The sequence below is a fragment of the Pseudoselenomonas ruminantium genome, from assembly GCF_900142515.1.
Taxonomy (GTDB): domain Bacteria; phylum Bacillota; class Negativicutes; order Selenomonadales; family Selenomonadaceae; genus Selenomonas_A; species Selenomonas_A ruminantium_D.
In genome coordinates, this window is sequence record NZ_FRBC01000013.1 from 61874 (window position 1) to 88456 (window position 26583).

Consider the following 26583-nt stretch of genomic DNA (forward strand, 5'->3'; position numbering starts at 1 on the left):
CTCTGCCTCCACTTCCGCTTGAAATTAATCATGCGTAAATATCGTACTTGCCTTCGGTCACCCAACGTTGCACATTAGCCTTTTGCTGCATATAGGTCTCAACCTGCCCTCGCGTGAAATTGGTCTGGGCAAAAGCATCCGTCTGAATGTCTACCGTAACGTCGCCTACATCCGGCTGCCCCACCGCCTCGATGGGATGGAACTTTATAACAGGGTCCGGTATCAGCTCCGTCACAATCTGTCTCTGTTTGTTGATTTCCTGCTGCAACTTGTTATCATACCTTTGTACAACAGGATTGCGTCCCCGCTTGCCACAATTCTCCACGTTGTCCCAGGCTTCCTGAGTCCAACGGGAAGTAGTTTTTGCCAGATCTGCAAAGCCCTGCTGCCCATATTTTTTCGCAAAATCGATATGATTGTCGTTGCCATAAGCATGTCGGCTGGGATATTGATCAATCTCCAGCTCAGGCTGCGTCCAATGCTTGTTGGAGCGCGCCTGCCGAAACTCCGAATGGAGCCGGGCAGGAGTTGAGTGAGCTTCCAGCTTGCCCAATTGGGTATGAATGCCAATCATGGGCTGAGTAAACCGCATATTGAGCCTTAGCATAGATTACTTCACCCTTTCCATGGGAAATTCCTGCTAAATCCTTTTACTTACTCCTATTTTACCATGTTTTCCTTAAAATTTCCTGTTATTTCACATGCAGGTTGTGAAAATCGCAGAATTTTTCAGCCTGCCTTACAGGTAATCAGCCAAACTCTGTGGTAAGATTCTGCCCCCCAAAGACAGGCTCATATTGTAAATCGTCTGTTCCTGCATGAGCTTCACAGCCAATTTCGCCACATCCGTGGAACTTACCTCCGTAATATCACCAGTAATCAGCTCATTCTGGGTAGTAAGCATGGTATTCACAGAGTTGTAAAGCTGTGCACGAGCCCCCAAGCGGGTTTCCGTCTTGATGGTCTGGGCATGGGCACCATCCGCAATGGTAATACCATCCGTGTCCATCCAGATATTGTCCCCGGCCTCTACCTTGGCATGCACAGTCAGGAGTTCATTGAGCATGGCCGTACCAGATGGTGAGTTCCCGGAATCCGGGTCATCGAAAATATCCACGCCAAAGATCTCCGATGCTGCTGCATTCACCGTATCAGCAGTAGGTTCCGTAGTACCATTTTTCTTGACCATGGAGATATATTTATTGTCACCTGTAAAGGAAACAATCTGCTGATCAACCGTATTAAAGCTGAAATCCATATTGGCCGTGCTGCCATTGGCCGTAACCGTAGCCGTTAATTTTGCATTGGGATTAATGATCTCCCCTGTATTCTTAAAATAATCTGCTACTACGAATTTATTGCCGTTCAGATTGAGATGACCGACAGCATCCGCAGCTGGATTCACTGTAGCCGACGGATCTGTTGCAACCTTGTCTTTATAACCGTTGTCCACAAAATCCTTGGTATAGATGTAGCCATCTTTGACATTCAGGTAATAGGTCTCTCCATCGTCCCCCTTGAGGGACAACATCTGGCGTAGCGTACCATTTTCTCCCACACCATTACGGCCGGCAAAATAATTCTGCTGGTTGACATCCAGGGTCTTAGTCAGCCCCCGCTGCATTTTACTATCTGACATCTCAAAGGGTCTGGTCAAATCCTTTTGCCCGCCAAAAACATAGCGGTCACCCTGCATCGTATTGCCCAGGGACACGATTTCCTGGATCTCAGCCATCATTTCCTTGGCAATAGCAGCCATATCGGTGATATTATTCGTGGAATTAGCTGCCAGCACAGATTTTTCATTGAAGGTGGTCTGGATATTGGTGATATTCACCAATGCTGCATCAGAGGTCTTGAGCCAGGACAGTGCCGTATTGACATTGCTGGTATATTGTTCATTCTCATTGAGTGACGTATCATAACGAATATACTTCGTATAGTCCACCGGCGAATCAGATGGACGATGGATCTTGCTGCCATCTCCCTGTTCCAATAACGTGGTCTGCCGGGTATTGGCATCGTTTAACTGTTTCTGATAGCCATATACCATTTGATTGCTGCTAACGCGAATAGACATTTATTTCACCTCATTTATCTGCCGACAGTACCGGTGCTATTGATCAATTTATCCAGCATCTCATCCATGGTGGTGAGACAGCGGGAGCAGGCACTGTAACCCTTTTGGAACATAATCATATTGGTCAGTTCCTCATTCCAGTCCACGCCGGATGTCGAGGAACGCCAGTTGACAATCTGCGTGATGAGATCATCCTGCGCACTTTCTTTTTTATCCACCGAATTAGCATCTGTGCCCAAATGACTCATAGCAGATGTATAGTAAGCATTCAGCGAAATATCGTAAATGGAACGATTATCCATGTCCACTACCGCGCCATTGATCTTTACGATAGCACTCGTGCTGATATCGCCGGCAGCCAGATTGAACAGGCTCTTTACGTTGACTGCGTTCGTGCCATCACCTGAACCATTGGCCTTTACCACATACGTATCCCGGCCATTGGCATCCTTGATATAGGCACCATTGCCATCGACGGCTTTCTCTACGCTCAGGGTACGGGCAGCTACCAGACTCGTTCCACCGGGGGCTGTTATTCTCTCGTTGACATTCATGGCATTGATGATGCGGATGCCCACCAGCTCGGATTTCGTTTTCAGCTGACCAGAAATATTCACTTCCGGCGTATAGATATCACCTGTATTGGAACTTTCCACATTATACGACAGCGAGCGGACAATCGTGCTGGATATCATCTCCGAAGCCACTACGCAATGATTGGCAGCGTCCCAACTGTAATTTGTGTTATCATCGCCAAAGAAGTTAATACCATAACTGGGCCCCGTATATGGATTAGCGTTACTATAGGACCCAATATCACCATCTGTGCCATCAATACCAACACCCTGTTGATGCATGGAGTTGAAGGTAGTCAGCATGAATCCCGCCATATCTGCCAATGTGTCAATATAGCTCTTGTCCTCTGCAATGGTGTCCATCTGCGCCCGCAGGCTGCCATTCAGCGGAACATATTCCACTCCGGATTCCTTGATCATAATGCTGTAATCGTTGACACCATAATCCAGATTCGTATATGGATCCGACATTTCCAGGGTCAGCTTGTTGATGCCATTGACCATGGTGATGCCATTGGAAACCAGCGTATACATTCCCTTGCCATCCTCGTATACATTGAGGTTCATATACTTGGATAAATCATCCACCAATAAATCACGCTGATCTCGCAGATCATTGGCAGAAGACCCGGTCGCTTCTGCACTCATAATGTTTTTATTCAATTCCACGATACGGGTATTGATATCATTGATCGTATTGATATGGATGCGCATATCATCATATTGCGCCGTAATTTGCTCCTGCAACTGGCTGGCCGCTGTCTTTACCTTATCGATAAAGATATTGCCCTTCTCAATGACAGTAACGCGGTTACTGTCTACGGATGCCTGCGTAGACAACGCATCCCAGGATTTATAGAACGCAGCCATAGCATCCTTGATCCCGGTCTGATCCGAATCGTCAAAGATTACCTCCAGCTTGTCATAATTCACCTGCTGATTCTTATAATATTCATGCGTAGATGTCTCCGCCCAGAACTGCTTGTCCGCATAGATATTGCGGGCACGCTGTATATTCAAAGCTTCAACGCCGTTGCCGACCAGGCCAACACCGTTAACGGTAGACACCTCCAGGGCTCTGGCTGCCACCTGATTCACTGCCTGTCTTGAATACCCTTCCGTAGAAGCATTGGTAATATTGTGACCTACGGTATCCAGCGACAGCTGATTGGCAAAAACGCCGCGAACCATCGTGTTAAGTCCGGAAAAAGTAGAACGCATAATTCATCACCTGTTCTTTCCTTTGCCCCATCCCGGCAAAATCAACTGCTTCAAATGCTGGAGTCAAACATCCTGACTCCCCGCCGGCCTTCACTTTCCGCAGCTTCCTGCGTATAGGTATCACTGGCCACAGTCCGCGTCATGACGTTGATATGATAATCCACGTACTGCTTGCCCCGCTCCAAAAGCAACTGTGCAGCAGCGATCTCCTGTTTCAACGATTCCTCGAATTCCTGCGTACGATGAAAAAGATGCATCAAAATTTCCCATTCCTTAGAACGGGGCATCCGTCTGATGCAGGTATGCATATCCTTGACCTGCTGCCTATGCAAAAAATCCCGTTTGTTTCGTTCCAGTTTCCCTAATTCCAACAAGGCAGGTTCCAGTGACTGGACTGCAGCGACAATATTGGCACCTTTATTTTCTGCTTGCAAGACTTCTTTCAGCGCTTTGATTTTTTCCAAACATTTGTTGCTGAGAATAATCTGTGCCCTCAGCAAACGTACTGCTTCGTCCATAGAATCCACCTCATCCGTCAGTTCCCTCGCAGCCGCCCTATCCGTAAATGGCATCAAGCGTTGTAATCAAAATGCTTTTGATGTGATACGACTTCGCCACTCTTTCCATAGGCGGGTTCTACCGTTGCGCCCCCCAGACGGTTCAAATGAAAAGCGGCAGCCTCCATGGCAGCACGAATCAACAGGGCATTGCCCTCACCGAGTTCCTGGGCCTCCCTGACGGTGTCCTGCAGCATCAGGTAGAGGTTCTGCACCACAGAGCGCAATTTCCCAGCAGGAATGAGTTCCACGATGTCATCCATCCTGGAATCCGGCCCCAGTTTTTCATTCGTAGCTGCCAGCTTCAGGAGAACAGCCTGCCGCTTCTTTTCCAGGCTGGCAATGTGTCCGGTGAGTCTTTCCTCCTCCGGAAGCAAATCCTCTACCGTTTTCATATCCACCAGGACCAAGGCCGTGCGTTTCTTTTTGCCAAGTTCAATCAATGCTTTGTAATCTTTGTTCAAATCATTCAAGATATTTGCAAAATCCTGCCACATGCCAAACTTCCTCCCGCCTGCTTATTTTTTAGAACCGTATACCTAAAAGGCTGGCTGCAATATTCTCATTGGGAACATTATAACTGCCATCAGCAATCCTTGCTTCCAGATTCTGCACCTTTTCACTTCGGACTTCGTCCATGTTCTGCAATTTCTGAAGCATACTACTGAAGCTCTGTCCCTCATGGGACAAGAGAACCTCATCACTCTTTTCGACATTCCGGACACTTTCCGCCCGCTTCACGCCCCCCGCTGAACTTACACTGTAAGCACCAGCTACTGCCTGCACATTGCCATTGATAATCATCTTTTTCACCACCTGTAATCCATTCCTTACATCTATCGAAGTTGCACAGTATCTTCTGCTTGAACTATCGACAAAAAAAGCAGGAAACTTAATTCCTGCTTTTTGTACATTATTCAAGATTACAAGCGATTCTCTTTGAATTACTGCGTTTTTCGCCCTTTTTCATCTATAAATAGTTAAACCAGCTTTATTAAAGAATTATTAACGATCCTTGGAACGGAACCCCTGCCCCCTGTTCTGGTCAACCTTGGCCATCTGACGGGCTGCCGTCTGCAGGGCTGCCTGTTTCTGCAGTTCCGAGCGGGCAGCTTCCTCACAGCTCTGGCAGATCTTGCCAGAAAGTATCGGTGCACCGCACTTCTCACAAGGATATGTCATCTTGACGCCGATCTGCTCGAAACGGCCTTCGCGAATCATCTTCTTGATCATGCCAGAAGGAGCACCCGTGGCTTCGCAAATCTCAGGAATCTTCGCTCCGCGATGATCGCGGACATAATTCACTACTTCCCGTTCCTTCTCCAGAATCTTATCATAACAATCCAAGCAACATCCATGTCCTGTGTCGTTAAAAAGTTTTCCGCACACGGGACAGTTTTTGATCTTTCCAGCCATATTTTCCTCACTCCTTGGGCAGGTTTATTTTCGATTAATTGGTTTATTCGTGACAATATAATAATTCTCCTGCTGCTGAAAAAAATTTATTATCTTACCAAATCTTTCCCAGCATAAACCAGGCTCTGCCCTTTGCCCGAGCTTTTTCGCTGAGGTTGCTATCGCCTCCGATGCGGCGGGCATAATCGAGTCTTGCAAACCAGTCGTTGGGTTTCGTATAGGAAATGGCTGCACCATAGCCTTTCAGGGTAAGGCCACTGGACTCTGTTCCATTCCTGCCCGTCGGCGAAATCCGCCGATATGGACGGCCGTCATTGTAATACCAGATGTGCCCAGCATCAAAATAAGTGCTGAATACCACGCCTGGTACCGACGTATAGAATCTGGTTTCCACCGTGCCCATGATTCCCTCATCGCCAGCACCTTCTCCTTGTGGATACGCCCGCACGCCACTAGCACCACCTAAGTACATACGCTCAGAACCATCCAGATTGCGGCTGGCTATCTGACCACTGGCCTTAAGCAAAACATCTGCACGATTGCCCAATCGCTGCACAGCGGTAACGGATACTTCACCTTTGGTATAGCGTCCCTCTGTCCCACTGTCCCGTGACAGCTGGCGTGCCCATTCTGAATCCATTCCCAACGTCCCGCTCGTTACCTTGGCACTGTAGTTGACAATACGACCCTGCCGCCTGTCAAAACCTTCCCAAGCCATATAGCCACTATGAGAATGTTTCTGCGCCGTCCGGTGCACCATAGCATAATCGTCCTTCAGCTTGCGGTAATCATAGCCATAACGGAAAGTCAGGGCGCCATTGGTAAGATGGTAGAAAGAACGATGCCCAAACAGGCTCATGGTTTCTGCTATACCATTGATGTTGTTACTCCCCATACCGGCTTCATAATCCATACGGCTATACCCAAAGCCTGCAGTCGTTCCGCCACGCCCCACAATGGTTTCATAATTAGCATAATAGTTATGCATATGCTTGTTGGATAAAAGCCCTCCTACAGAGATCTTATCCCCATTGCCGCTGACATCATAAAGATTTTCCTGCACGCCATAACGATAACGACCGGTATCCTCACTGCCGTAGTTCTCTACATACAAGACAGTATTGCTCCCTTTGCCACGTTCAATGCGCACGGTGAGATCACTGGTGCCAAATTCCTTGCCAGGGCTCAATACACCTATCGCCTTGGTTCCACTCACATCAGAAATAGAATACAAAGTTGTTTCCAATTTGCCTGTACGAATGATTTCGCCCGCTTTCAGCCCATTGACAAAACCTCTTGCCACCCGTTCCTTCAAGTGGCTGCGATTCTCGATCTTGATTTCGCCATAGCGCCCTGGAATAATCCGGATCAGGATCATGCCGTCATTGCTTTCCTGCGCAGGAACATAAGCTGCTGCCGCAGGATAACCATGCTGGCGGCAATAACGGGTAAGCTCTGCTAAAGTGATATTCAGTTGGGCCATGGTTTTATTTTCGCCCATGCCATCCTGTAATATCTTCGTCAGCTCGCCCTTATCCAAATAAAGATCTGGCGCCTCCAAGCGGAAATTGGTAATCGTGAACTCCACCTGCTGTGATTCCCGAGGTTTCTCCGGATTGATATCCTTTACCTCAGCTTCCGGCGATGGAATATTTTCTCGTACCTCCTGCCCAGGCCGGGAAAGAGAGGGTGCAGCATCAACTGCACTCCCTCCCCAACTCATAACAGCGGCTGCTACTCCTGCTGTGATTTTTATCTTAGCCATTTTTTTCATGCTGTTTACCTTCCCTTAGGCTACATTTACACCCTGGTCTTCAACTTTCAGCTCAATTTCATCATCATCCTGACTGTTCGTACTTTCAATGCCGATTTCACTTTCCTTATCGTTCTTCTCAGTCTTGTCTTCGCTTTCTTCCAATTTTCGGCTATCATCCACTACCTGGATCTGTGCAATGGAACTCGTTCCCGAAGTCTCTGCCTGCAACGGCTGAACTTCCAGATTGATTACTGTGCCATCACCGCTGACTTGAACCTGAGCCGAACTTGCAGCATCTACACCTTCGATATTGACGATATCTCCACCGACTATGCCGATATCAGCCAGTTTCGTCCCCGGATTTACCAGATCTTCATTGGTTTCATCATTGCCAAAGCCGCGAATACCGCCGCTGCCAATATCCTCGCGTGCTACGACTTGCCCATTTTTGTCCCGATACTCGATAGCCGCTATGCTGTTATCGCCAAAGCCACTATTCATATCCTTGGAAATCTGATTATATACATCACTGTTGGGCGTGATCTTGGTATCAGGATTATCATTGCTGGTGTTGACATAGTTCACGGTAAAAGCCCTGTCATTCGCAGGAGCCTGAGCAAAGGTGTAATTCAAGCCCAAATTTCCCAAAGTGCGGTTACTATACCAGCCAAACACCTCGTAAGACCCCGGCGTGTTGGTTGTGGTCTCCGCTTTCGGGGCAAAGGTGAAAGCATCCGCCCAAGCACTATCCTTCTCCACTAAGCCCTCTACGCTGCCGGTGAATTCCGGCATTGCCTCGCCGACATTGACCGCTGCCGGAGCAGCTACAATCGTCAGCCCTTTGCGGTAGATTGTTCCTGTTCCCTCTACGGTGCTGTCTGCCAATTGATAATTCGCATTGCTAAGATTCAAGGTATAACGCACTTCATGATTCTCTAGTTCGTCAGTGTCTTCGGATTTTCCTGCATTGGGATTATCATAAACTGCAGTTGCCGTAAGGCCAAGATTGTCTTTGTCCTTATCGATGTAATTACTCAGGGAAATATTATTCTGCGCATTTTCCACGCCGTCAATCTCACCATCGTATTCCTTCGTCATGGTCTTGATGACGCTGGCAGTCAATATCCGCGGGGTGATTGTCCCATCATAGGCCGTAACCGTACCTTCCTGACCATTATCCGTTACGCTGACAGCGGGCGTTTCCGTCCCCTGCGTAAGCGTATAATCTGTATTGCCCAGGCTGACATGATAAGCATATTCTTTATTTTTGCCAGCATTGCCATCCTGATAACCAATATCCGTCAACAAGACATTCGCCTTATCGGCCTCCTGCAGCCACCCCTCCACTTTCACGTTCTTGTTCGCAGTGTAGACATCTCCTACATCAGGGTCAACCATAGAAGTCTCTCCATCATAAGTCTTGACCGGAGCAGAGTTGATCGTCACCGTCAGCGGAGCCGGACTGATTGTGCCACTGCCACTCAAACTGTCTGTCTGCATCACATAATTAGCAAGATTGTCGTTGCCCTTCAACCGGAAAGTAGTGAAATCAATCTGTTGCGGCATAAGGTTGCCATTGTCATCCCGTTGCACATGACCATTCACATACTCACCCTGGATCGCTGCCAGATCCAGCTCAACATCTTCACCTGCTATGACGCCCGTATCGGCATCCACATCCCGAAGTTTGAAATGTCCGTTGTTGGAATAACCATCCGGTAAAGCTTTGGTGGTATCATAGGTTTTGTCAATGCCTGTAATATCCACAGCTTCCACAAAAACCTGCCGCTGTTCGATATCTCCCAGCTTTTCAGTTTTCGTGACCACATCATTGACAGCACCTTGGAGGACATAGTTCCCCTTGGTGTTGCCTTGCAAGGTCAGGCTGTAGTTGACATCCTTCAGATTCCGGATCACGCCGGGCGCCACATTGGCATCGCCGTCCGCGTAGCTGGCCGCCACATCATAACTGATCTCACCGGCAGCGATATCCTTTTGCAGGACACTCAGATCTGCTGCACTGAAGCCAATCCTTTCCTGTATCTGATCTGCATCAATATCACCATCACCGTCATAAATCTTATGGAAGCCATTTTTCGCGATTACATTCAGCGGCCGTGCCGTGATTTCACCAGTTACCGCCAATCCTCCAACGTTATCAGCAGCCGTGGTACTAATCCAGTCACGTTTAGCATTATTGGCCGTCGTGTCATCCAGCTGATAGTTGCCCAGGTTCTTATTCACCTCAGTCACGTTATACATCAAACCATGGTTGCCCACATCCTTCTGTGCTGCCCCTGTGTTATCCACATAAATGCCACGATCCGCACCACTATAACTTACTTCGATTTCCTGCTGATCCAACGGAGACGTAGTCACCAGCTGCATGACGCTGCCGGAATCCAATACATCAGGTGTCGCATCATAGACCTTGTCCACGCCCTGCCATTTGGCCTTGAGTTCGGTTATCATAACAGGGTTGATCCGCCCCTTTTTCTGATCCGAACCATAGAATGTGGTGTCTTTCAGCGTATAGTTGGCAGCAGCAGTATTGAGATGATTTTGATTCACCAGATAATCCTTATAGGCTGCCTCCAGATTGCTGTACTTCACAGACTTATAACCCACAGCCTGGCCGTCGCGCTTCACATTGCCATCTGCATTGAACACAGCTTCCGTATCACCTTCGCCATACTCACCATGAATCAACGCCGTACTGAAATTGGCGATACTATCCGTGCCTAACAGTCCATTGAATTTGTCCACCTGAATATCAGAAGCATTCACTGCCGTCTCCGCATCACCATTGACATCCAATTTGTAAAGCCGCTCTGCTTTCTTGAAATCCACCGTCAGTTCTACAGGATCGATCCTGCCTTTTCCCATCAGGTCACCAGTATTATCAGAGGTACCATTATAAGCAGCTCCTGCAGCTCCCACAATCTTGTAGTTATCCTTGGCAGCCCCCTCAAGCTCTACATGGTAATAAACATCCTTGTCTACCACATTCCCTTGTGCATCCCGGGCCACTTTTTCATCATCATAGTGCGCATTGATAGCCTGCACATTCAGCTTCGTACCATCCTGGGAAGTGAACAAACCAGTCACTTCCACCTTATTGGACACATCCTGCAAAACATCATTATTTGTATCATAAGTTTTCACAATATCCGCATCCAAGGGATTGTTCGTAAGCCCGGCATATACTGTAGCCTTGTTGATGGTACTGGCCGCCGTACCGTAATTGGCATTGATATTCCCCAGGTCCGAAATCAGCAGTTCACCATTGGCATTCACCAATTGAGCATTCCGCAGAGCGGTCAGGTCATAGTTGCCGCCCCCCAATCCCAGCCGGTAATTGACCTGCGTGGCACCATTGGCCGTACCTGTAGCATTAGGCGTATCATACTCGGCAAAATAGCTGGAGAATGTCAGATTCTGCTGCACGCCATTGCCCAATGTTATATAGTGATCTTCGATATAATTATTGGTCAGGCTGGTCTGTCCATTGTTCTTCCAAACCTCCTGCGTAGCATCATAATCCTTCTCCGCAGGAGCAAAGTTGATGGTATAGGTACCAGGCAGCAATGAAAATGGAGAAATCGTCCCCGTGCCATCAATCTGATACAGACCATTGCTGTCCTTGCTCAATTCCTGCCCCGTGCTGTCCACCATAATATAATTGGCAGGCGTGGTATTCCCCAAAGACAAGCCTGTATAATGCACCACATGCGGTGTAGGATTCCCAGCGGTATCGGGATTCACATCCGCACCAACGTACTGACCGGTAGTAGCCGACAGCCCCTGCAGCGTTACGGTTTCATTACCGACCCCGCTCTTCAGCTTATTCTGGAAGGCAGTCTGCACATCAGACAGCGCAACATCTTCCGTACTATCATAAGTCTTATTGATCGATGCAGGTGTCTCCAAAACAACCCCAAAAGGCGTAATGGTATTGTTATTCGTCGTAAGGGCTGCACTCTTGCCATTGACCAGGGTATTGCCATTCACATCCTTGAAAATGTAATTGCTTGCCTTGTCACCGGAAATACTGGCCGTGTATTCTACGACCGTCCCTCCGACGTTGATGTTCGGCGTGTACTCTCCCGTACTGGTATTCGTGCCCTTGACCAGACCCGTGTGATTCGTCGTATTAGCCGCTTCAAACTGGATGATGTCATCACCCTGCGCGATAACCCCCACAGTGCTATCCGTAGAGAAGGCCTTATTCGCCGTCTTGTAGATATCCCCCGTGCCATCGTAGGTCTTAGTCAATCCATCTTTAGCCAGTTGGGTCAGCTCAACCGTGACCTCACGGGCCTTGATCTCACCATCATTGATGGAATCCTGAAATGTCACCGTCGTAGGCATACCCGTGAAGTTATTGCTGACATACGTTGGATTCAAGGTAATCTGATAGGCTACGTTTTTCCCCGTCCCAACATCAGCACCTGCCGTAAATACAGCAGAGTCAATGTTATAATTGCTGCTGCCAATGCTGGCCAGCGTAACATCAATACCAGTGCTCGTCGAGGTCAGTTTTATCCCGCTATTAGTAAGGTCTATCCAGCTTTCCTGAAAAGCGCGTTTGGCCGCGCTGGTCGTATCGCTCTCCAGCTGTCCCACTACATTGGAACCACTGTAAATCTGCGTAATCCCATTCTTCAATTTCAATACAAAACTGCCACTGAACTGCGCCGGGGAGATAATTCCCGCGCCATAAGCCGTTCCCAGGCTGTTGGTATTGTCCGCGCCATTAATGGTGTAATTGCGCGCCCGATTGCCCAAGGCGGTGAAAAAGCCGCTATACTGCACAGTCTTATTTCCCACATTCGGTTCAGGATTGAAGGTCGCATCCGTATTTCCCGTACCATATGTCCCCGTAAGTGCGCCTATGGCAAAATTATCCTTCGTCAGCACGGTGATATCATCACTGTCACCAAAGGTAAAACCAGATAACGCCGTCGGCATATCGGTAACATTGGTATTGCCATCATAGGTCTTCTGATGGTTGCTGGGGCCTGAAATCTGCAAATTGCGCTTGTTGATGGTTCCCGCTCCATTGACGGTAGTGCTGCCATTTCCATCATGGAGATAATAGTCGTTATATGTATCACCTTGCAGTTTAAGGGTGTACTCGACAGTCTTATCACCATTATTGTAGCTGGCATCCTCCGCAGCTCCCGTGGAATTCGTCACATACTTCGCCGTAGTGGCATTCGTCACTCTGTTCTTATCAATCTGCAAGATATCATTGCTGATATCGATGAGTTTATTCCCCATGTCGCTGATAACATCCGTAGCATCATAAGTCTTGGTATAATCAGCATTTTTCGGTGTATTGGCGATAATCTCCTTGCGTTTGATCACACCACCATTTGTTAAGGTCAATTCCACCAAGCCATTGGCTTGCTGATTGACTTTCAAGCTATTGTCAATGCCATAATCACCAGTCTCGGAAATATTCAACTCATAAATAACATCCTGAGCTGTATCCTGATTGTTCACCACATCATAATGGCTATGCTCATCCTTATAATGCGCACCGGCTACTGTCGCCGAAAGTCCTGGCAGATTCTGCCCCGCCACAGGTGAAATGGTAATATCCGCTTTGTTGTTCAAAGGCCCTGTGGTCTGCACATAATTCAAGGGATTCGTAATGGTATCCGTACCATCATAAGTTTTTTCAATCGGCGTACCATTGAGATTCAAATTGATCCAGGATTTATTCGTCACCAGGAAAGGATTGATTGTCCCCGTACCATATACCTTATCAGACGCAGCCGTCGGTGCATCCAGCTTATAGTTATGGTTCCGAAGCAACGAGCTTATCCCATCATACTCCACACTTACAGCCTGAACGTTGCCATTGCCGTCACGATATACATGTTCATTCGGCGTAAAACCACTGGAGCTCAATCGCCCATACTTAGCTTTAAATGGACCATTGGTATTATCCAGAAGCGGTACACCCTTATCAGTCAAATAGGCCTGATTGTCCAGATACCCCTGGCTGTCCACATAGAACACATCCGCTACCGTTTCCGTAGATATAATTCCCGTAGGCGTATTTATCTTGATTTTATCATCGGTGTATTGCGGAGCCGTGGTAACATTCGTATTGGTTACCTTATAACTGTTGTCAAAAGTCTTGTTGACGTCCGCAAAAGTAATGGTGCCCAGCTGCACCTGCGTGATATTGCCCGTGCCATTAAAGGTAACCTGATTGGTATTGGGGGCAATATTAAAGCGATAGTTCGTACTTGCATAATTACTGGGATTGACAGTCAACGTATTGCCAGTCTGCTGCGGCATATTCTGCACAATCGTAGCCGTATAGACAATATTTTTGTCCAGAATCGGATTGGCGGTGTTCGTTGCATCATAATATACATCTTTAGCGAGCACGGTGTTACCATTGCTATCCACCATATTCTGGTATTGGCCGGTAATCACAATCTCAGCATCATCATTGCCATTGCTGTCCTTGACAATATGATGGTAGGCATTGTTATCGGCATAGGTGAAATAGCCATCATTCAGTCCGAAATACGTTTTGCCGCCATTTTCCACCACATCATTGCCGTTGTATGTTTTCGTCACCGTTCCGGCAGTCGGCGTAGTGATATAGATGGTGCGGGGCGTAATCTCACCTTCGCCTAGCACGGTTTCCGTAACCCCATTAGCCAAAGCAGTTGTGCCATCAAAGGTATAGTTCTTGGCTGCGGTTCCGGTAATCGTGACATTATACCGAACGCCCTGACTGGCTCCGGATACATAAGCATCTTTGACAGCCAAATTCGTAGCAGAATTCGTATCCGTACTATTCTGCGTAAATTCCGCAGAATTCACCTGCAGCTCCAAATCATCCCCAGGCAGCATGCCCGTGGTGGTATAAGTCGTGGACGTAGTTGTCGGCGCATTGCTTACCCAGCTGTTGACAGGCTCCGAATAAGTGGCCGTGCCATCATATTCCTTGGTGGCCGTCTGATAAACAGGCCCATGCGGCGCAGTCAGAGATACAGAATTATACCATTTGAAACCAGTCTTCGGAATCGTGCGCAGCGTGATATCGCCAGTGGTATATAAAGGTCCACCACCATTCTGCCCCACCTGCGTAGTCTGATTATATCCGGTAACCAGGTCTTGCTTACTGTAAATCGGCGTACCGTTTAAATCCGTCAAAACGTAGTTATCTGCAGATGTTCCCGTCAGGGATATACCTGCAATAGCCACATCATGTGTACCTGCATCAACCTGATCCGTCTTCGTTGAGAGGTCAATATATTTTGTATTGTTGCTGGGGGTTACCGTCAGATCTAATTTTGTGGTATTATTTTGATCCGCTGGCAATATTTTATTCTCGGGATCCAGATTAAAATCACTGGACGTAAAGGTACGGTTATTGCCCTGTGCATCCTTTACATAGGCATCCCCATCATAGACTTTGGTAATCCCCAAGCCAGAATTCAGGGAAACCTTGATTTCCCTTTGGGTAATAGCGGCATTCACAGGGGAATTAATCTGCACGCTGTTGCCCGTGGTGCCAGTAGCATTTACCACCACATAATTACTGCCGGTATAAGTACCGCCAGAGCCATTGGTCAGGGATAATGTGCCATTAATCTGTACTTTTTTATTCTTTCCCACATTCTCATTGCCAGCCGCACCTGCCGCAGTCAATGAGCCGTCACTATTCACATTCCTAAAGGTAGCGGTACCAGAGTCCATGGTAACCTTGATATCCGCTGAATCCTCTGCTAAAATCCCCGAAACCGAACTACTGCTACCGCTGAAGAGCCCCGACACAAAGCTCTTGGCATCATCCGAGCCGTCATATTCCTTGACAATGGACTGGGTCGTGAAATTATTGGTTATCGTCACCTGTCGCGGTGCAATCGCAATGTTGTTGCCGACTAAATCATAGCCCTTTTGATCAGACCAAATCAATGCCATCTTGGCATTATTGGCCAAAGCATCTTTCTGGCCGGCAGCATTATAATAGACATTGCCCTTAATGGTGGAAGTTCCCTGGGTATTGAATACCGCACTGTAATCATCCACCAAATTATTCGTAGAAGTTGCCGCGTCCCCATTGGCATCCACGATTTTCAACGTCTCGGCATTATAAATAAGTCCCGGTGTATCCGAACCACTGCTGGTCGTAGCATAAACATAGGCAGTCAAGTCCTTGCCCTTGTTATTGCCGACATTGCTATTGCTTTTCGTGCTGTATTTATACGCAGCCGTATCCTTGTCCGTATACTGGCCTGTGGTTTTATCTTTGGCAAAATATTCAAAATCGTAAACAGTGTTCTTTATGCCCTTTGTAAAAACAGTCAGAACAGGTTCCGTTTTCCCCTCGTAAATACGCCAAGCAGGACGAATCAGCTTGCCATTGGCATCCTTGATTACACCACCAATATCCGAAATATCGCTGTTCTTCACCCAGGAAATTGCTCCTGAAGTATAGGTTGACAAAGTTGTTCGATCTACGCCTGATATGGTAGAACTATTGCCACTTCCATCATAATATTCGCCTTGATTATTATTCAATACCAAAGAGTTTGTTCCTGTCGGAGCAGAACCTGCCACAATATCAAAAAACTTGGCCGCAGTCCCAATAACATTCTCAAAGGATATCGTCCCATTGGCATCCTCCGCACTAAAGACTAATCCGTTAGCTGAGCCTGTGCTATAGCTATTCTCTACACGATTGGTTCCATCGGCTACCATACCAATCAGGCCGCCGCCACTGCCACCAGAAACTGCACCTGTATTGTAGGAATTTTTGATGGTTACGCCATCAGCGCTTCCCACCAAGCCACCAGAATATATATACATGGAGCCACTTACTGGCGAACCTTCATTATAAACATTGTTAAGTTTCGTAGCGTTGGCCGTTGCCACAATAGCACCAGCAGGACCACCAGAATTGCTGAAACTGGAATCTGTAACGCCCAGATTCTCAATCGTAGCACTGGTGGTCGAGCCGAATAATCCAGAGCCGCTCAGTTTGCTTATGGTAAAGAAATTACCATCAAATTTGCCAGAAAAAGAACTGACATTCTTGAAGTTCGTAATGTCGGTGGCAACGATATTATCTGCCAGCATATAATTACCGCTGACAGCACTGCCTGTCCCCAAGGTAGAAGCCCAGTTCGTCTTATCCACCAAGATATATTGTTCCACAGCTGCTACGGCACCCGTGCTGGTTACGTTTCCCTTCGTATAGTTTGCTCCACCAGAGCCATCACTGCTGCCCACATGGATATAGCCTTCATCCGCCCGCACCGTGACTTTATTGGTCAAAGGCGTAGAGCCATCGGAAGTAATATCTGCCGAATTAAGGATGCGGATATTCTCGCCTTCCAGCACCACCTCTGTGGCCTGGATCTTGCCCATATTCACCACATCCATAGCGGCACCACTGGTGGATGTACCAGCCGCAATCACCGAACTCATGCTGCCATTTCCACTATTGGCATTAGTAGCCGCCGCCACAGCATCACTCACTGCTATTTCCCGCGTAGAAGCATAGAAACTCCCCACATTGATCTCTGCATCCTTGCCGATCATAACGCCATTGGGATTGACAATATAGACCTCGCCGCCGCCCTGGATCTTGCCATTGATATCCGAGGTATTGGCTCCGGTAACAATGTTCATATAGTTTTTGTTCCCAGCAAAAACTACTTTCTCATTCTTGTCCACCGAAAAATCATGCCAGTCAATAACGTTGTTCGTTACACTGCCAACCACACTCGTATCCTGACCAATAACATTATTACTGGAATCTTTTACATCACTATACGTAATCGTAGCCGTAGAAGAAGTGCCTCCCACGGGTGCCCCATAAGCTACCGGTACTATACTGAACATCCCTGCCGCCAATGCAATACTGACTTGCAAGCAGAGTTGCCTCTCTCTGTTATCGTTACACATTTATAACACCCCATTAAAAATTGCTCGTGCAATTCATTTCATTACATCTTTTTTCGTATATAATATAATATAATAAAATAAAACCAAATTTTTCAAAACGCCGTACTATCCCCTCTATCCAAAAGCCCTGTGCAAGAAGAAGCCATCCGCATCTCCTCACACAGGGCTTATATTCACACATTGATTATTGTAACAGACTAAGCACGGACGAACTGTTCTGATTTGCCTGTGCCAACATGGATTGAGAGGCCTGCACCAATACGTTATGTTTAGTGTAAGCAGTCATTTCTTTGGCCATATCTGCATCGCGGATAACGGACTCCGTAGCCTGTGTATTCTCACTGGCAGTGGTAAGATTAGCAGACGTATATTCCATACGTCCCTCTACGGAACCAATAGTGGTTTGCAGCTTCAAAGCCTTCTCTAATGCCAGATCCAAAACACTGATAGCCGCATTGGCCATTTTCTGCGTGGAAATAGATAACGTACTGCCATCTGTCGCTCTTAATCCCAAAGCTGTAGTACGCATATCCGAAAAGCCCATCTTAATCGCCTGATTGGCCTTGGTTCCTGTCTGAAAGACCAGTGCATTATCAGGAGATTCATCTTCAGCTTGAATCGCTTCATAGAAGTTGTTCAAAACAGAATTCGCTGTACGATTTACAGAGCCATCCTTATTGACCACATTTATCGTCAAACCTGAAATCTGTCCCTCCAGGCCTTTCGTCCCAGCTTGAAATACTAAGGCCTTCTCTCTGCTAATGGTATAAACATCCTCTCCGACTCTATCTTTCCCTAACTTGTCCGTTAAAACAGTTTTCATCATCGATGAAGCCGGCTGATTTCCCTTATCATCTTTACTGTGCGAAAACATGGAACCCACGAACTCATTTCCTACGGGATCCAATACGGAAAAATACGTTTTCCCTTGATGAACATACGAATACTCAATCCGGCTGTCTGAAAAAATTTCCAGGCTGCGTCCTGAAGCATCGCACATACTCGTTATCAGGCTAAACGTACCCAAACTGCCTGAATCCAAACTTTCATTAACCAACGTCGTATAAGTAGCGGGATGTACTTCATTATTGTGAGTTCCATCCAGCAACGTCTTGCCATTATACATGACATTAGCATTTTCGTCCAGCTGATCGATTGCCTGATCCAATTCCTTTTGAATGATAGCGCGGTCAGCATCGCTATTGCTGTCATTCGCCGCATTGATGACCTTTTCCTTCAAGGTACTCAAAATATCAATGGTACTCTGGAGGCCGCCTTCTGCCACCTTCAACATGCTCATGCCCGTCTGTGTGTTGTCGATATCCTGATTCAGTCCGCGTACCTGCGTTACCATCTTCTCTGCAATGGCGAAACCGGACGCATCATCTTCTGCACTGTTAATTTTCATCCCTGACGAAACTTTCTCCAGGCTCTTCCTCATAGCCTTTTCGTTTCGCCCCAGCTGGTTCAACGTATTCTTGGCTGGGATGTTGTTCTTTACCACCATAGCCATAGCGGCCAACCTCCTTGTTCTCGTCCCTTAGTATCTATTTCTATGCAAACCTACATCCTCCACGACGCAGATTCGCCGTGACTTCTACTAATGTTATCGGTAAATTCGCCAATTCCTTAATAGTACCTACAAAATTTTCTTAGGACATCAAGGAAGCCAGTATCGTCTAAGATACCTAAGACCAGCTACCAGCCTGCATGCTGCTACTTCAGCAAATCCAGGCTGGTCCCCAGATTTTGATTGGACTGGGCCAGCATAGACTGGGCTGCCTGCTGCAGAACATTGGATTTGGTATATATTACCATTTCCTTGGCCATATCTGCGTCACGAATATTGCTCTCAGCAGCCGTTGTATTTTCCGTATTTGTCACAATATTAGCATTCGAGTTGTCAAGACGATTTATCTGTGCACCCAGACTGGTGTTGACATAGAGCAGATACTTCAATGCCTGATCTATATCATCTAGAAACTTGTTAGCGTTTTCCCGCGTCCTGACACATGTACCACTTGCAATCGCTCCTTTTTTTGGATAGGGCCACTCCTCATCCCGCCATACTTGTTCCTTTTCCGTAACCGTGGAGAATCTGTTATAATCTGTAGAATAATCATCCGGATAATCCGACTTTGCCGGATCAAGAGTAAATTTTGAATCATTAGCGGGAAATAAAGCATCCAACGTAGTATTGAACAGCTGATATCTAGTATTTTGCGAAGCAGGTGTATCCGATTGAATATAGAGACCTTTATATGGATAAGTTGCGTGAACAGCTATTTCTTCCACTGTAGAGGAAGGCGAAGGCGTAACCGTCCCCTTCGTTCCCTCATAAAACACTGGCTGATTCCCCTTCTGCGATATGGTTATATTTCCGTTATTATCCTTGCTAACAATCGTATCATGTTTATTCAGTATAGTATTGTCCCTCATTGGATAACGCGTATATCTCTGTTGCCTTGGCGAACCATTACGATTTGCATAGAGCACCCCATCATATACTGCATTTTCAATATCGTCATATGTCGAAGCTCCGCCTATTCCTATATAATACGCGCATGAATCTGAATTTTTTTCATCATAACGCATCCCCTCACCCACGGGTAAATTTGTGGTGAATGTGATACTAATAAACTGCTCACAATTTGCACAGAGAATTGCAAACCCCTGATTATCAAAATCCGTTGGTACTGCACCTCCACTATTGGAAAAATCTAATGTTGCAGTCCAAGTCCCACTCCCCACACCTCCGTAACCCACAAGAGCTGGATCATATTTTGATGGTGCTATCATTGAACCTGCATAATACGACTTCGTATTCCCTGCGGGAAACAGTTTGCCAATCGTCGTATTTGCTTGTGAGGGACCTAAAGAACTGAACACTCCCTGCGTCATAACATTTTTCGTTTCCGTCGTAACTTTATCCGTTACCCCATCCAGAAGACGGATACCGTTGTAATTCGTATCCCAAGAAATATCATTGATCTGCATCAGCATCTGATTGGTTTCACTTTGCAGCACATCGCGATCTACCTGTGAATAGGTATCATCCGATGCCTTCAGAGCAATCTCCCGCAGATGCGCCATAATCTGTATCTGTTGGTCAACCGCTTGCGAGGCCAGATTCAACATATCATGGCCAGCCTTCGTATTATCACCACATTGGTACAAGCCACGAATCCGCGTCCTCATACGCTCTGAAATACTGTAGCCTGCAGCATCATCACCGGCACTATTGATTTTCATGCCATTGGAAACCTTCTGCAATGACTTCGCCAACTGGCTGTTGTTACTATTCAATTGGTTCCGTACTTTCGTACCTTCCACATGGCTATAAATATTCATAGACATAGCAGACACCTTCTATCCTTATTGTAAAAGACTAAGAACATTAGAACTATTTTGGTTCGCCTGCGCCAGCATTGCCTGTGCAGATTGGGACAGAATGCTGGCTTTGGTGTAGCCGGTCATTTCCCTGGCCATATCGGCATCACGGATGGTGCTTTCTGCCGCCTGCGTGTTTTCCTCATTGGTCACCAGATTAGCTTCCGTCTGCCCTAAGCGCATTTGATAGGCGCCCATGCGCGTAATCTCATTGAGCGCATAGTCAACAGCCTTATCCAAAGCCCCCATAGCCATCAAAGCTGCTTCTATAGGGGTAACATGGCTATCTTCTATGCCCATATTCTTCGGCCACATGGCATTGATAAAAACCCGTACATTTTGGTTTGCCTTTGGCCCGGTATGAATGATCAGCGGTGTACCGGTCAAATCTTCTGAACGATAAAATTCATTTTTAGGGCCATCAAAAAGACCATTCAGGAATTGTATCGCATGCTTATCGTCCTCTTTTAGAAAATAGTAGCTGCCATTGATTTCAGCCATACGCAAATAATGTGCCGAATCGATCAAAATATTCGATGCATTCGTGTCAATCGGATTCGACGGTACATATCTGGCATGTTGGATCGTTATTTGACTTTGCACGGATTTTATTCCATCGAATACGGCTTTCGCTATATCCGTCGCCTTTGTGACATTTTGCACACCAATTGTATACACACGAGAAAGATAATTTCTTCGACCAGAAGCAGTGATAGCATATGGGGTATATGAAGCTGTAGTAGTACTGGCATCAAAAACAATATCAATATATTGTGGGCAATCTGCACAAAGAATAGAAAATCCCTTTCCATCCAAACTGCTCGGAAAATCAATATTCAAGCTGTTTAAACTGGAAAAATCCAAAGATACAGCAATTTGCTTCTCCTGCATAGTTCCACTAGGCTTTGTCTGGCCTGTTTCTGTCCAATAGTTCCAATTTCTCGGCGGGCCTAAAAAACCTACAAAACTGCTGTCGACCAAAACACCACTTCCGGATTTCAGTGTCGGCTTCCAATCTGAACTGCAGCTATTAAATGCCGGTTGGAAATCGCTGATCATAGTAACCGATGAGGATATCGGGGAACTGGCCGCTCCTATTCGATATTGAGCATAGTCCCCCGTCAGCAATAATCTGCCATTATAATTGGTAGACGCTGTAATATCCGTAATTGCCTCTTTACGGCTGGCAAATTCTTTTTCGAGAGTCTCCCTATCCAAATCTGTATTATGGTCATTGGCAGAATTGATAGCCAGCTCCTTCATGGAGCGCAGGTTGTTGATAATCTCCTGCATGCCACCTTCGGCGGTAGCCACCAAGTTTTTGCCAGTTTGCGTATTCTGGATATCCTGCCCAAGGGAGCGAATCATGACACGCATCCGTTCTGACACCGAATAGCCCGAAGCATCATCTTCAGCACTGTTGAGCCGCATGCCGCTGGATACTTTCTTGAGCTGCTTGCTCAGGCTGGAATCGTTCTTCTTCAGTTGTCCCAGCGCCATCATGCTGCCGCTGTCATTTCTTACCGTCATCGCCATGATAACCGCCCCTTGCTAAAACAATTATTGCAGCAAACTAAGGACATTCGAACTATTTTGGTTCGCCTGCGCCAGCATGGATTGAGACGACTGGGTCAGGATATTGGCTTTGGCATATTCAGTCATTTCTTTGGCCATATCGGCATCACGGATGGTACTCTCGGCAGCCATGGTATTTTCCTCGTTGGTGACCAGAGTATCTTCGGTCTGCCCAAGACGCATCTGATAAGCCCCCATGCGGGTGATTTCTTTCAAAGCATAGTCAACAGCGTCATCCAAAAGCCCCATAGCATCTAAGGCTGCTTCCAAAGGTGAAACATGTGCTTCTTCTATATTCATATCTTTTGGATACATGCCATTAATAAAAACTTCCATATGCTGATTAGCCTTGGTACCGGTATGAATAATCAGCGGCGTTCCTGGCAGAATGGGGTCATCATCAAACTTATTTTCGGGGCCGCCATATATACCATTGACGAACTGCAAGGCACATTGATCATTGTTTTTCAGGAAATAGTAACTGCCATTAATCTCAGCTAAGCGCAAGTTATGGGACGTATCAATCAAAAGATTGGTTAACGTACTATCCACCTGATTGGCAGCACTATTGTTGCCACTTATCCGATTCTGCACGGAACTGATGCCATCAAAGATGGCCTGTGCCAGTCCTGCTCCACTGGTAACATTCTGCACACCAATCGTAAAGGCGCGGGCTTGCGAATTTCTAGGTTCGCCCGGAGGCGGGGCTGGTGAGGCTGTATAACTGGTCGTTGTCGTGCTGGCATCAAAGATAATATCAATATACTGATTGCAAGCTCCGCAAAGAATGGAAAAGCCCTTCCCGTCTATATCATTAGGATAATTTACATTCAAACTGGAAAAATCCAATGCTACTGCAATCTGATTACCCTGGCCACTACCTGCAGGTTTTGTCTGACCAGTAGCAGTCCAATAATTCCACGTTCCATTCATCGGCCCTTTGAAGCTGGCATCTACACGAACGCCCCCACCGGATTTAACCTGATTATTGGGCGTGCACGAATTGAATGATGGCTGAAAGTCGCTGATCAAAGTATTTACCGGCGGTTTCGAATAATCAATATGGTATTCCGCATAGTCCCCCGTCAATAGGAGCTTCCCATTATAATTCGTCGATGCCGCTATATCGGTAATGGTTTCCTTCCGGCTGGCAAATTCTTTTTCCAGCGTTTCCCGATCCAAGTCCGTATTGTGGTCATTGGCAGAGTTGATGGCCATAGCCTTCATTTCCCGCAGGTTATTCAATATCTCCTGCATGCCGCCTTCGGCTGTCCCTACCAAATCCTTGCCGTTTTTTGTATTCTGGATGTCCTGTCCCAAGGCACGGATCATGGTGCGCATGCGTTCCGAAATGGAATAGCCGGAAGCATCATCACCGGCGTCGTTGACCCGCATACCGCTGGAGACTTTCTTCAGCTGCTTGCTCATGCTGGAATCATTTTTCTTCATCTGTCCCAGCGCCATCATGGTGCCGCTATTGTTTTGGATTGTCATCGCCATGGTGAAATCCCTTCTTCCCTGAAAAAGTTACTGCAGAAGGCTAAGGACGGAAGAACTGCTTTGATTTGCCTGCGCCAGCATACTCTGCGCAGCCTGAGTCAAGACATTCGCCTTGGTATATTCGCTCATTTCCTTGGCCATATCCGCATCACGAATGGTTGATTCCGAACTGGTCACATTCTCATGGGCCGTAGTAAGGTTCTGTGCCGTATAGGACAAACGGCTTTGGATTGCCCCGATGGTCGTCTGCTGATCCAGAACCTTCTGAAGGGCATTATCAAAAATCGTCAGAGCCCGTTTGGCATTTGCCCGCGTGGTGAGCTGCACAGTCTCACCGCTATCCGACAACAAGCCCAAGGCCTGCGCATGAATATCCGAAAAAGCCGCCTTAATCACCTGATTCGCCTTGGTTCCCACCTGGAAGCGAAAACCAGCATCAGGACGGGAGAAGTCGCCCCAATTCACAGTCAGTCCTTCTATCGTACTCGTATTTGCACTTGGATAATACCAGAAACGGGTAGATTTGCCTTCCAACACAACATCCTCTGCATTCTCTTCGTCTCCGCCCCAGGCTTTGGAGCCCTTTACCGAACCGGTATCCCGTTTATTATCGAGATCCATATCACAGTATTGCTTGAAAAATTCGTTGTTCTTGCTGGTATTATTGCCACCTGTTACGCTGTTGTAATCAGCCAAAAACGCAGTCTTGGCTTCCTGTAGTGTTTTGAATTTGCCTTTGGTAGCTGCTGCCACAGCATTATCTAATCCAGTGGCCGTCCCCCCCTGCTCATTCAACACGCTCATAAAGCGCTTCATAGCATCTTCACGGCCGCCTTGGGCATTGAGATAATGCAGGAACGTATACCCCACTGTATACGGATCTGTAGAACCAGAAGCACCGCCAGAGCTAAATACGGATGAAATCGTACCAGCCGTCAATGCAGATAATGAGGCACGACGATCATCATCAATACCATGAGTAAACTCTGCCGCACCTTCAATGACATACAACGGCAAACTAGCCATCTTATTAATGTTAGCAGCCATTACTGCGTGGGTAAGCTCATGAGCAATCGTACGGTCAAGATACCCTGCTCCTGCCGTAGTCGTTTTACCATTCACGTTATTTTCTACCAAATTAGCATAATATGTGAGATTAATAACCATCTCTAACCCTGTGGCATCACCATTACTGTTGAAAGTAGGTTGTACGTAGGCCAGGGTGTTCGCCTGTGAACCTGTCAATTTATCAAACTTTACATCTATTTCGTTAATAGTAACGCCATTCTGCTGAAAAGACAATCCATAGGCTTCCTTGATCATATTCAAGCTGCTGGCAATCCATTCACTGTTCAACGCCTTGATAATGGTCTGCTCCACATCATCCGCCACATCTGCCGAACCGTCAAAGAGGGTCTTGCCATTGAACGTCGCATTGGCATTGTCATCTATCTGGTCGATGGACTGGTCCACTTCCTTCTGGATGGTAGCCCGGTCGGCATCCGTATTCGTATCGTTGGCGGCATTAATTGCCTTTTCCTTCAGAGTTTTCAGAATATCAACCGTAGAGCTTGCCGCACCTTCGGCCGTGCGCAACAGGCTGATAGCATTCTGGGTATTGTCAATATCCTGTCCCAGCCCGCGAATCTGCACCCGCATACGTTCCGATATTGCATAGCCCGAAGCATCATCCTCGGCACTGTTGATCTTTTGCCCTGTGCCCACTTTCTTCAACGACTTAGATAATTTATCTGTGTTTTTATTCAGCTCCCCCAAAGCCATCTGGGCAGCTATATTGTTTTTGATTACCATTGCCATGATGCTTCCTCCTTGAAGAACATAGTACTACATCTCCGTCTCACTTATCTAATTTATCGTATGTAACAGATAAATTCTTAAATCTTATTTGCATGTGCTGTGAAAAATGACCTTTTGCTTTTCCCCGTATCTTGTTACAATACATTTAAATAATAAAAGAAAAGGAACGATATCATGAATGAAAACGGACTTACCCATTTTGACGAACAAGGCCAGGCCATCATGGTGGATGTGAGCGGCAAGAGCGAAACACACCGCACGGCGGTGGCTTCGGGACTCATCAAGGTCAGCCAGCCGGTATTCGATGCCATAAAACAAGGTACGGCGGCTAAAGGTGATGTGCTCGGAGTGGCACGGATTGCGGGCATCATGGCGGCGAAGAATACCAGTTCGGTCATCCCCCTCTGCCATCCACTGCCGCTGGCCAAGTGCAGTGTGGATTTCGAACTGCTTGCAGACACCTGTGCGGTGAAAGCTATCGCCACGGTAAAGGTCACGGGACTGACAGGAGTGGAGATGGAAGCCCTGCATGCGGTCAGCGTGACCCTGCTGACCATCTACGATATGTGCAAGGCCATCGACAAGCGCATGGAAATCAGCGATATCCACCTCGACCGCAAAAGCGGCGGCAAGAGCGGGGAATTTATACGGTAAAAGAAGGGGCTGTGAAATAACACGCCCCCTTATAACAAAGGCGGTTAGCTGACTAAAACCAAGTCAGCTAACCGCCTTTTGTGGTAAAATTTACTT

15 protein-coding genes are annotated in these 26583 nt (G+C 47.0%); 1 reads left to right on the top strand and 14 read right to left on the bottom strand.

Annotated features, from left to right (window positions below):
- Positions 1-28: 28 nt before the first annotated feature.
- The 14 genes from BUB68_RS07985 to BUB68_RS15240 form a co-directional block, all read right to left on the bottom strand.
- A complete protein-coding gene (locus BUB68_RS07985) occupies positions 29-607 on the bottom strand; it encodes a DUF6470 family protein (RefSeq protein ID WP_073089859.1) in 579 nt (192 codons plus the stop codon).
- A 132-nt stretch (positions 608-739) separates the two neighbouring features.
- The gene (locus tag BUB68_RS07990; RefSeq protein ID WP_073089861.1) at positions 740-2080 is read right to left on the bottom strand and encodes a flagellin N-terminal helical domain-containing protein; all 1341 of its coding nucleotides are present in this window, start codon (positions 2078-2080) and stop codon (positions 740-742) included.
- Positions 2081-2094: 14 nt separating this feature from the next.
- A complete protein-coding gene (flgK, locus tag BUB68_RS07995) occupies positions 2095-3876 on the bottom strand; it encodes a flagellar hook-associated protein FlgK (protein ID WP_073089864.1) in 1782 nt (593 codons plus the stop codon).
- 50 nt (positions 3877-3926) lie between these two features.
- A complete protein-coding gene (locus tag BUB68_RS08000) occupies positions 3927-4394 on the bottom strand; it encodes a hypothetical protein (protein ID WP_073089866.1) in 468 nt (155 codons plus the stop codon).
- A gap of 53 nt (positions 4395-4447) precedes the next feature.
- Positions 4448-4930, bottom strand: coding sequence for a flagellar protein FlgN (locus tag BUB68_RS08005; RefSeq protein ID WP_073089869.1), 483 nt, complete (start codon positions 4928-4930; stop codon positions 4448-4450).
- A 28-nt stretch (positions 4931-4958) separates the two neighbouring features.
- A complete protein-coding gene (gene flgM / locus BUB68_RS08010) occupies positions 4959-5237 on the bottom strand; it encodes a flagellar biosynthesis anti-sigma factor FlgM (RefSeq protein WP_073089871.1) in 279 nt (92 codons plus the stop codon).
- Positions 5238-5438: 201 nt separating this feature from the next.
- The gene (locus tag BUB68_RS08015; protein ID WP_073089874.1) at positions 5439-5849 is read right to left on the bottom strand and encodes a flagellar protein; all 411 of its coding nucleotides are present in this window, start codon (positions 5847-5849) and stop codon (positions 5439-5441) included.
- Positions 5850-5943: 94 nt separating this feature from the next.
- Complete coding sequence (locus tag BUB68_RS08020) at positions 5944-7623, bottom strand: ShlB/FhaC/HecB family hemolysin secretion/activation protein (RefSeq protein WP_073089877.1); 1680 nt, start codon at positions 7621-7623, stop codon at positions 5944-5946.
- Positions 7624-7638: 15 nt separating this feature from the next.
- Positions 7639-17517, bottom strand: coding sequence for a filamentous hemagglutinin N-terminal domain-containing protein (locus tag BUB68_RS08025; RefSeq protein ID WP_073089880.1), 9879 nt, complete (start codon positions 17515-17517; stop codon positions 7639-7641).
- A gap of 217 nt (positions 17518-17734) precedes the next feature.
- Positions 17735-19063 (bottom strand): flagellin N-terminal helical domain-containing protein, encoded by a 1329-nt coding sequence (locus BUB68_RS08030; protein WP_073089883.1) that lies wholly within the window; start codon positions 19061-19063, stop codon positions 17735-17737.
- A 203-nt stretch (positions 19064-19266) separates the two neighbouring features.
- Positions 19267-20907, bottom strand: a complete 1641-nt coding sequence (locus BUB68_RS15730) for a flagellin (protein ID WP_073089886.1) — start codon at positions 20905-20907, stop codon at positions 19267-19269.
- An 18-nt stretch (positions 20908-20925) separates the two neighbouring features.
- Positions 20926-22476 carry a flagellin gene (locus BUB68_RS08040; protein ID WP_073089889.1) on the bottom strand — a complete coding sequence of 517 codons (1551 nt, stop codon included), beginning with the start codon at positions 22474-22476 and terminating at the stop codon, positions 20926-20928.
- 24 nt (positions 22477-22500) lie between these two features.
- A complete protein-coding gene (locus BUB68_RS08045) occupies positions 22501-24015 on the bottom strand; it encodes a flagellin (RefSeq protein WP_073089892.1) in 1515 nt (504 codons plus the stop codon).
- Between the two features lie 27 nt (positions 24016-24042).
- Positions 24043-25833 (bottom strand): flagellinolysin, encoded by a 1791-nt coding sequence (locus BUB68_RS15240; protein WP_081371917.1) that lies wholly within the window; start codon positions 25831-25833, stop codon positions 24043-24045.
- 174 nt (positions 25834-26007) lie between these two features.
- Here BUB68_RS15240 and moaC point away from each other — a divergent pair, with 174 nt between their 5' ends.
- The gene (gene moaC / locus BUB68_RS08060) at positions 26008-26487 is read left to right on the top strand and encodes a cyclic pyranopterin monophosphate synthase MoaC (protein WP_073089895.1); all 480 of its coding nucleotides are present in this window, start codon (positions 26008-26010) and stop codon (positions 26485-26487) included.
- The last annotated feature ends 96 nt before the right edge of the window (positions 26488-26583 follow it).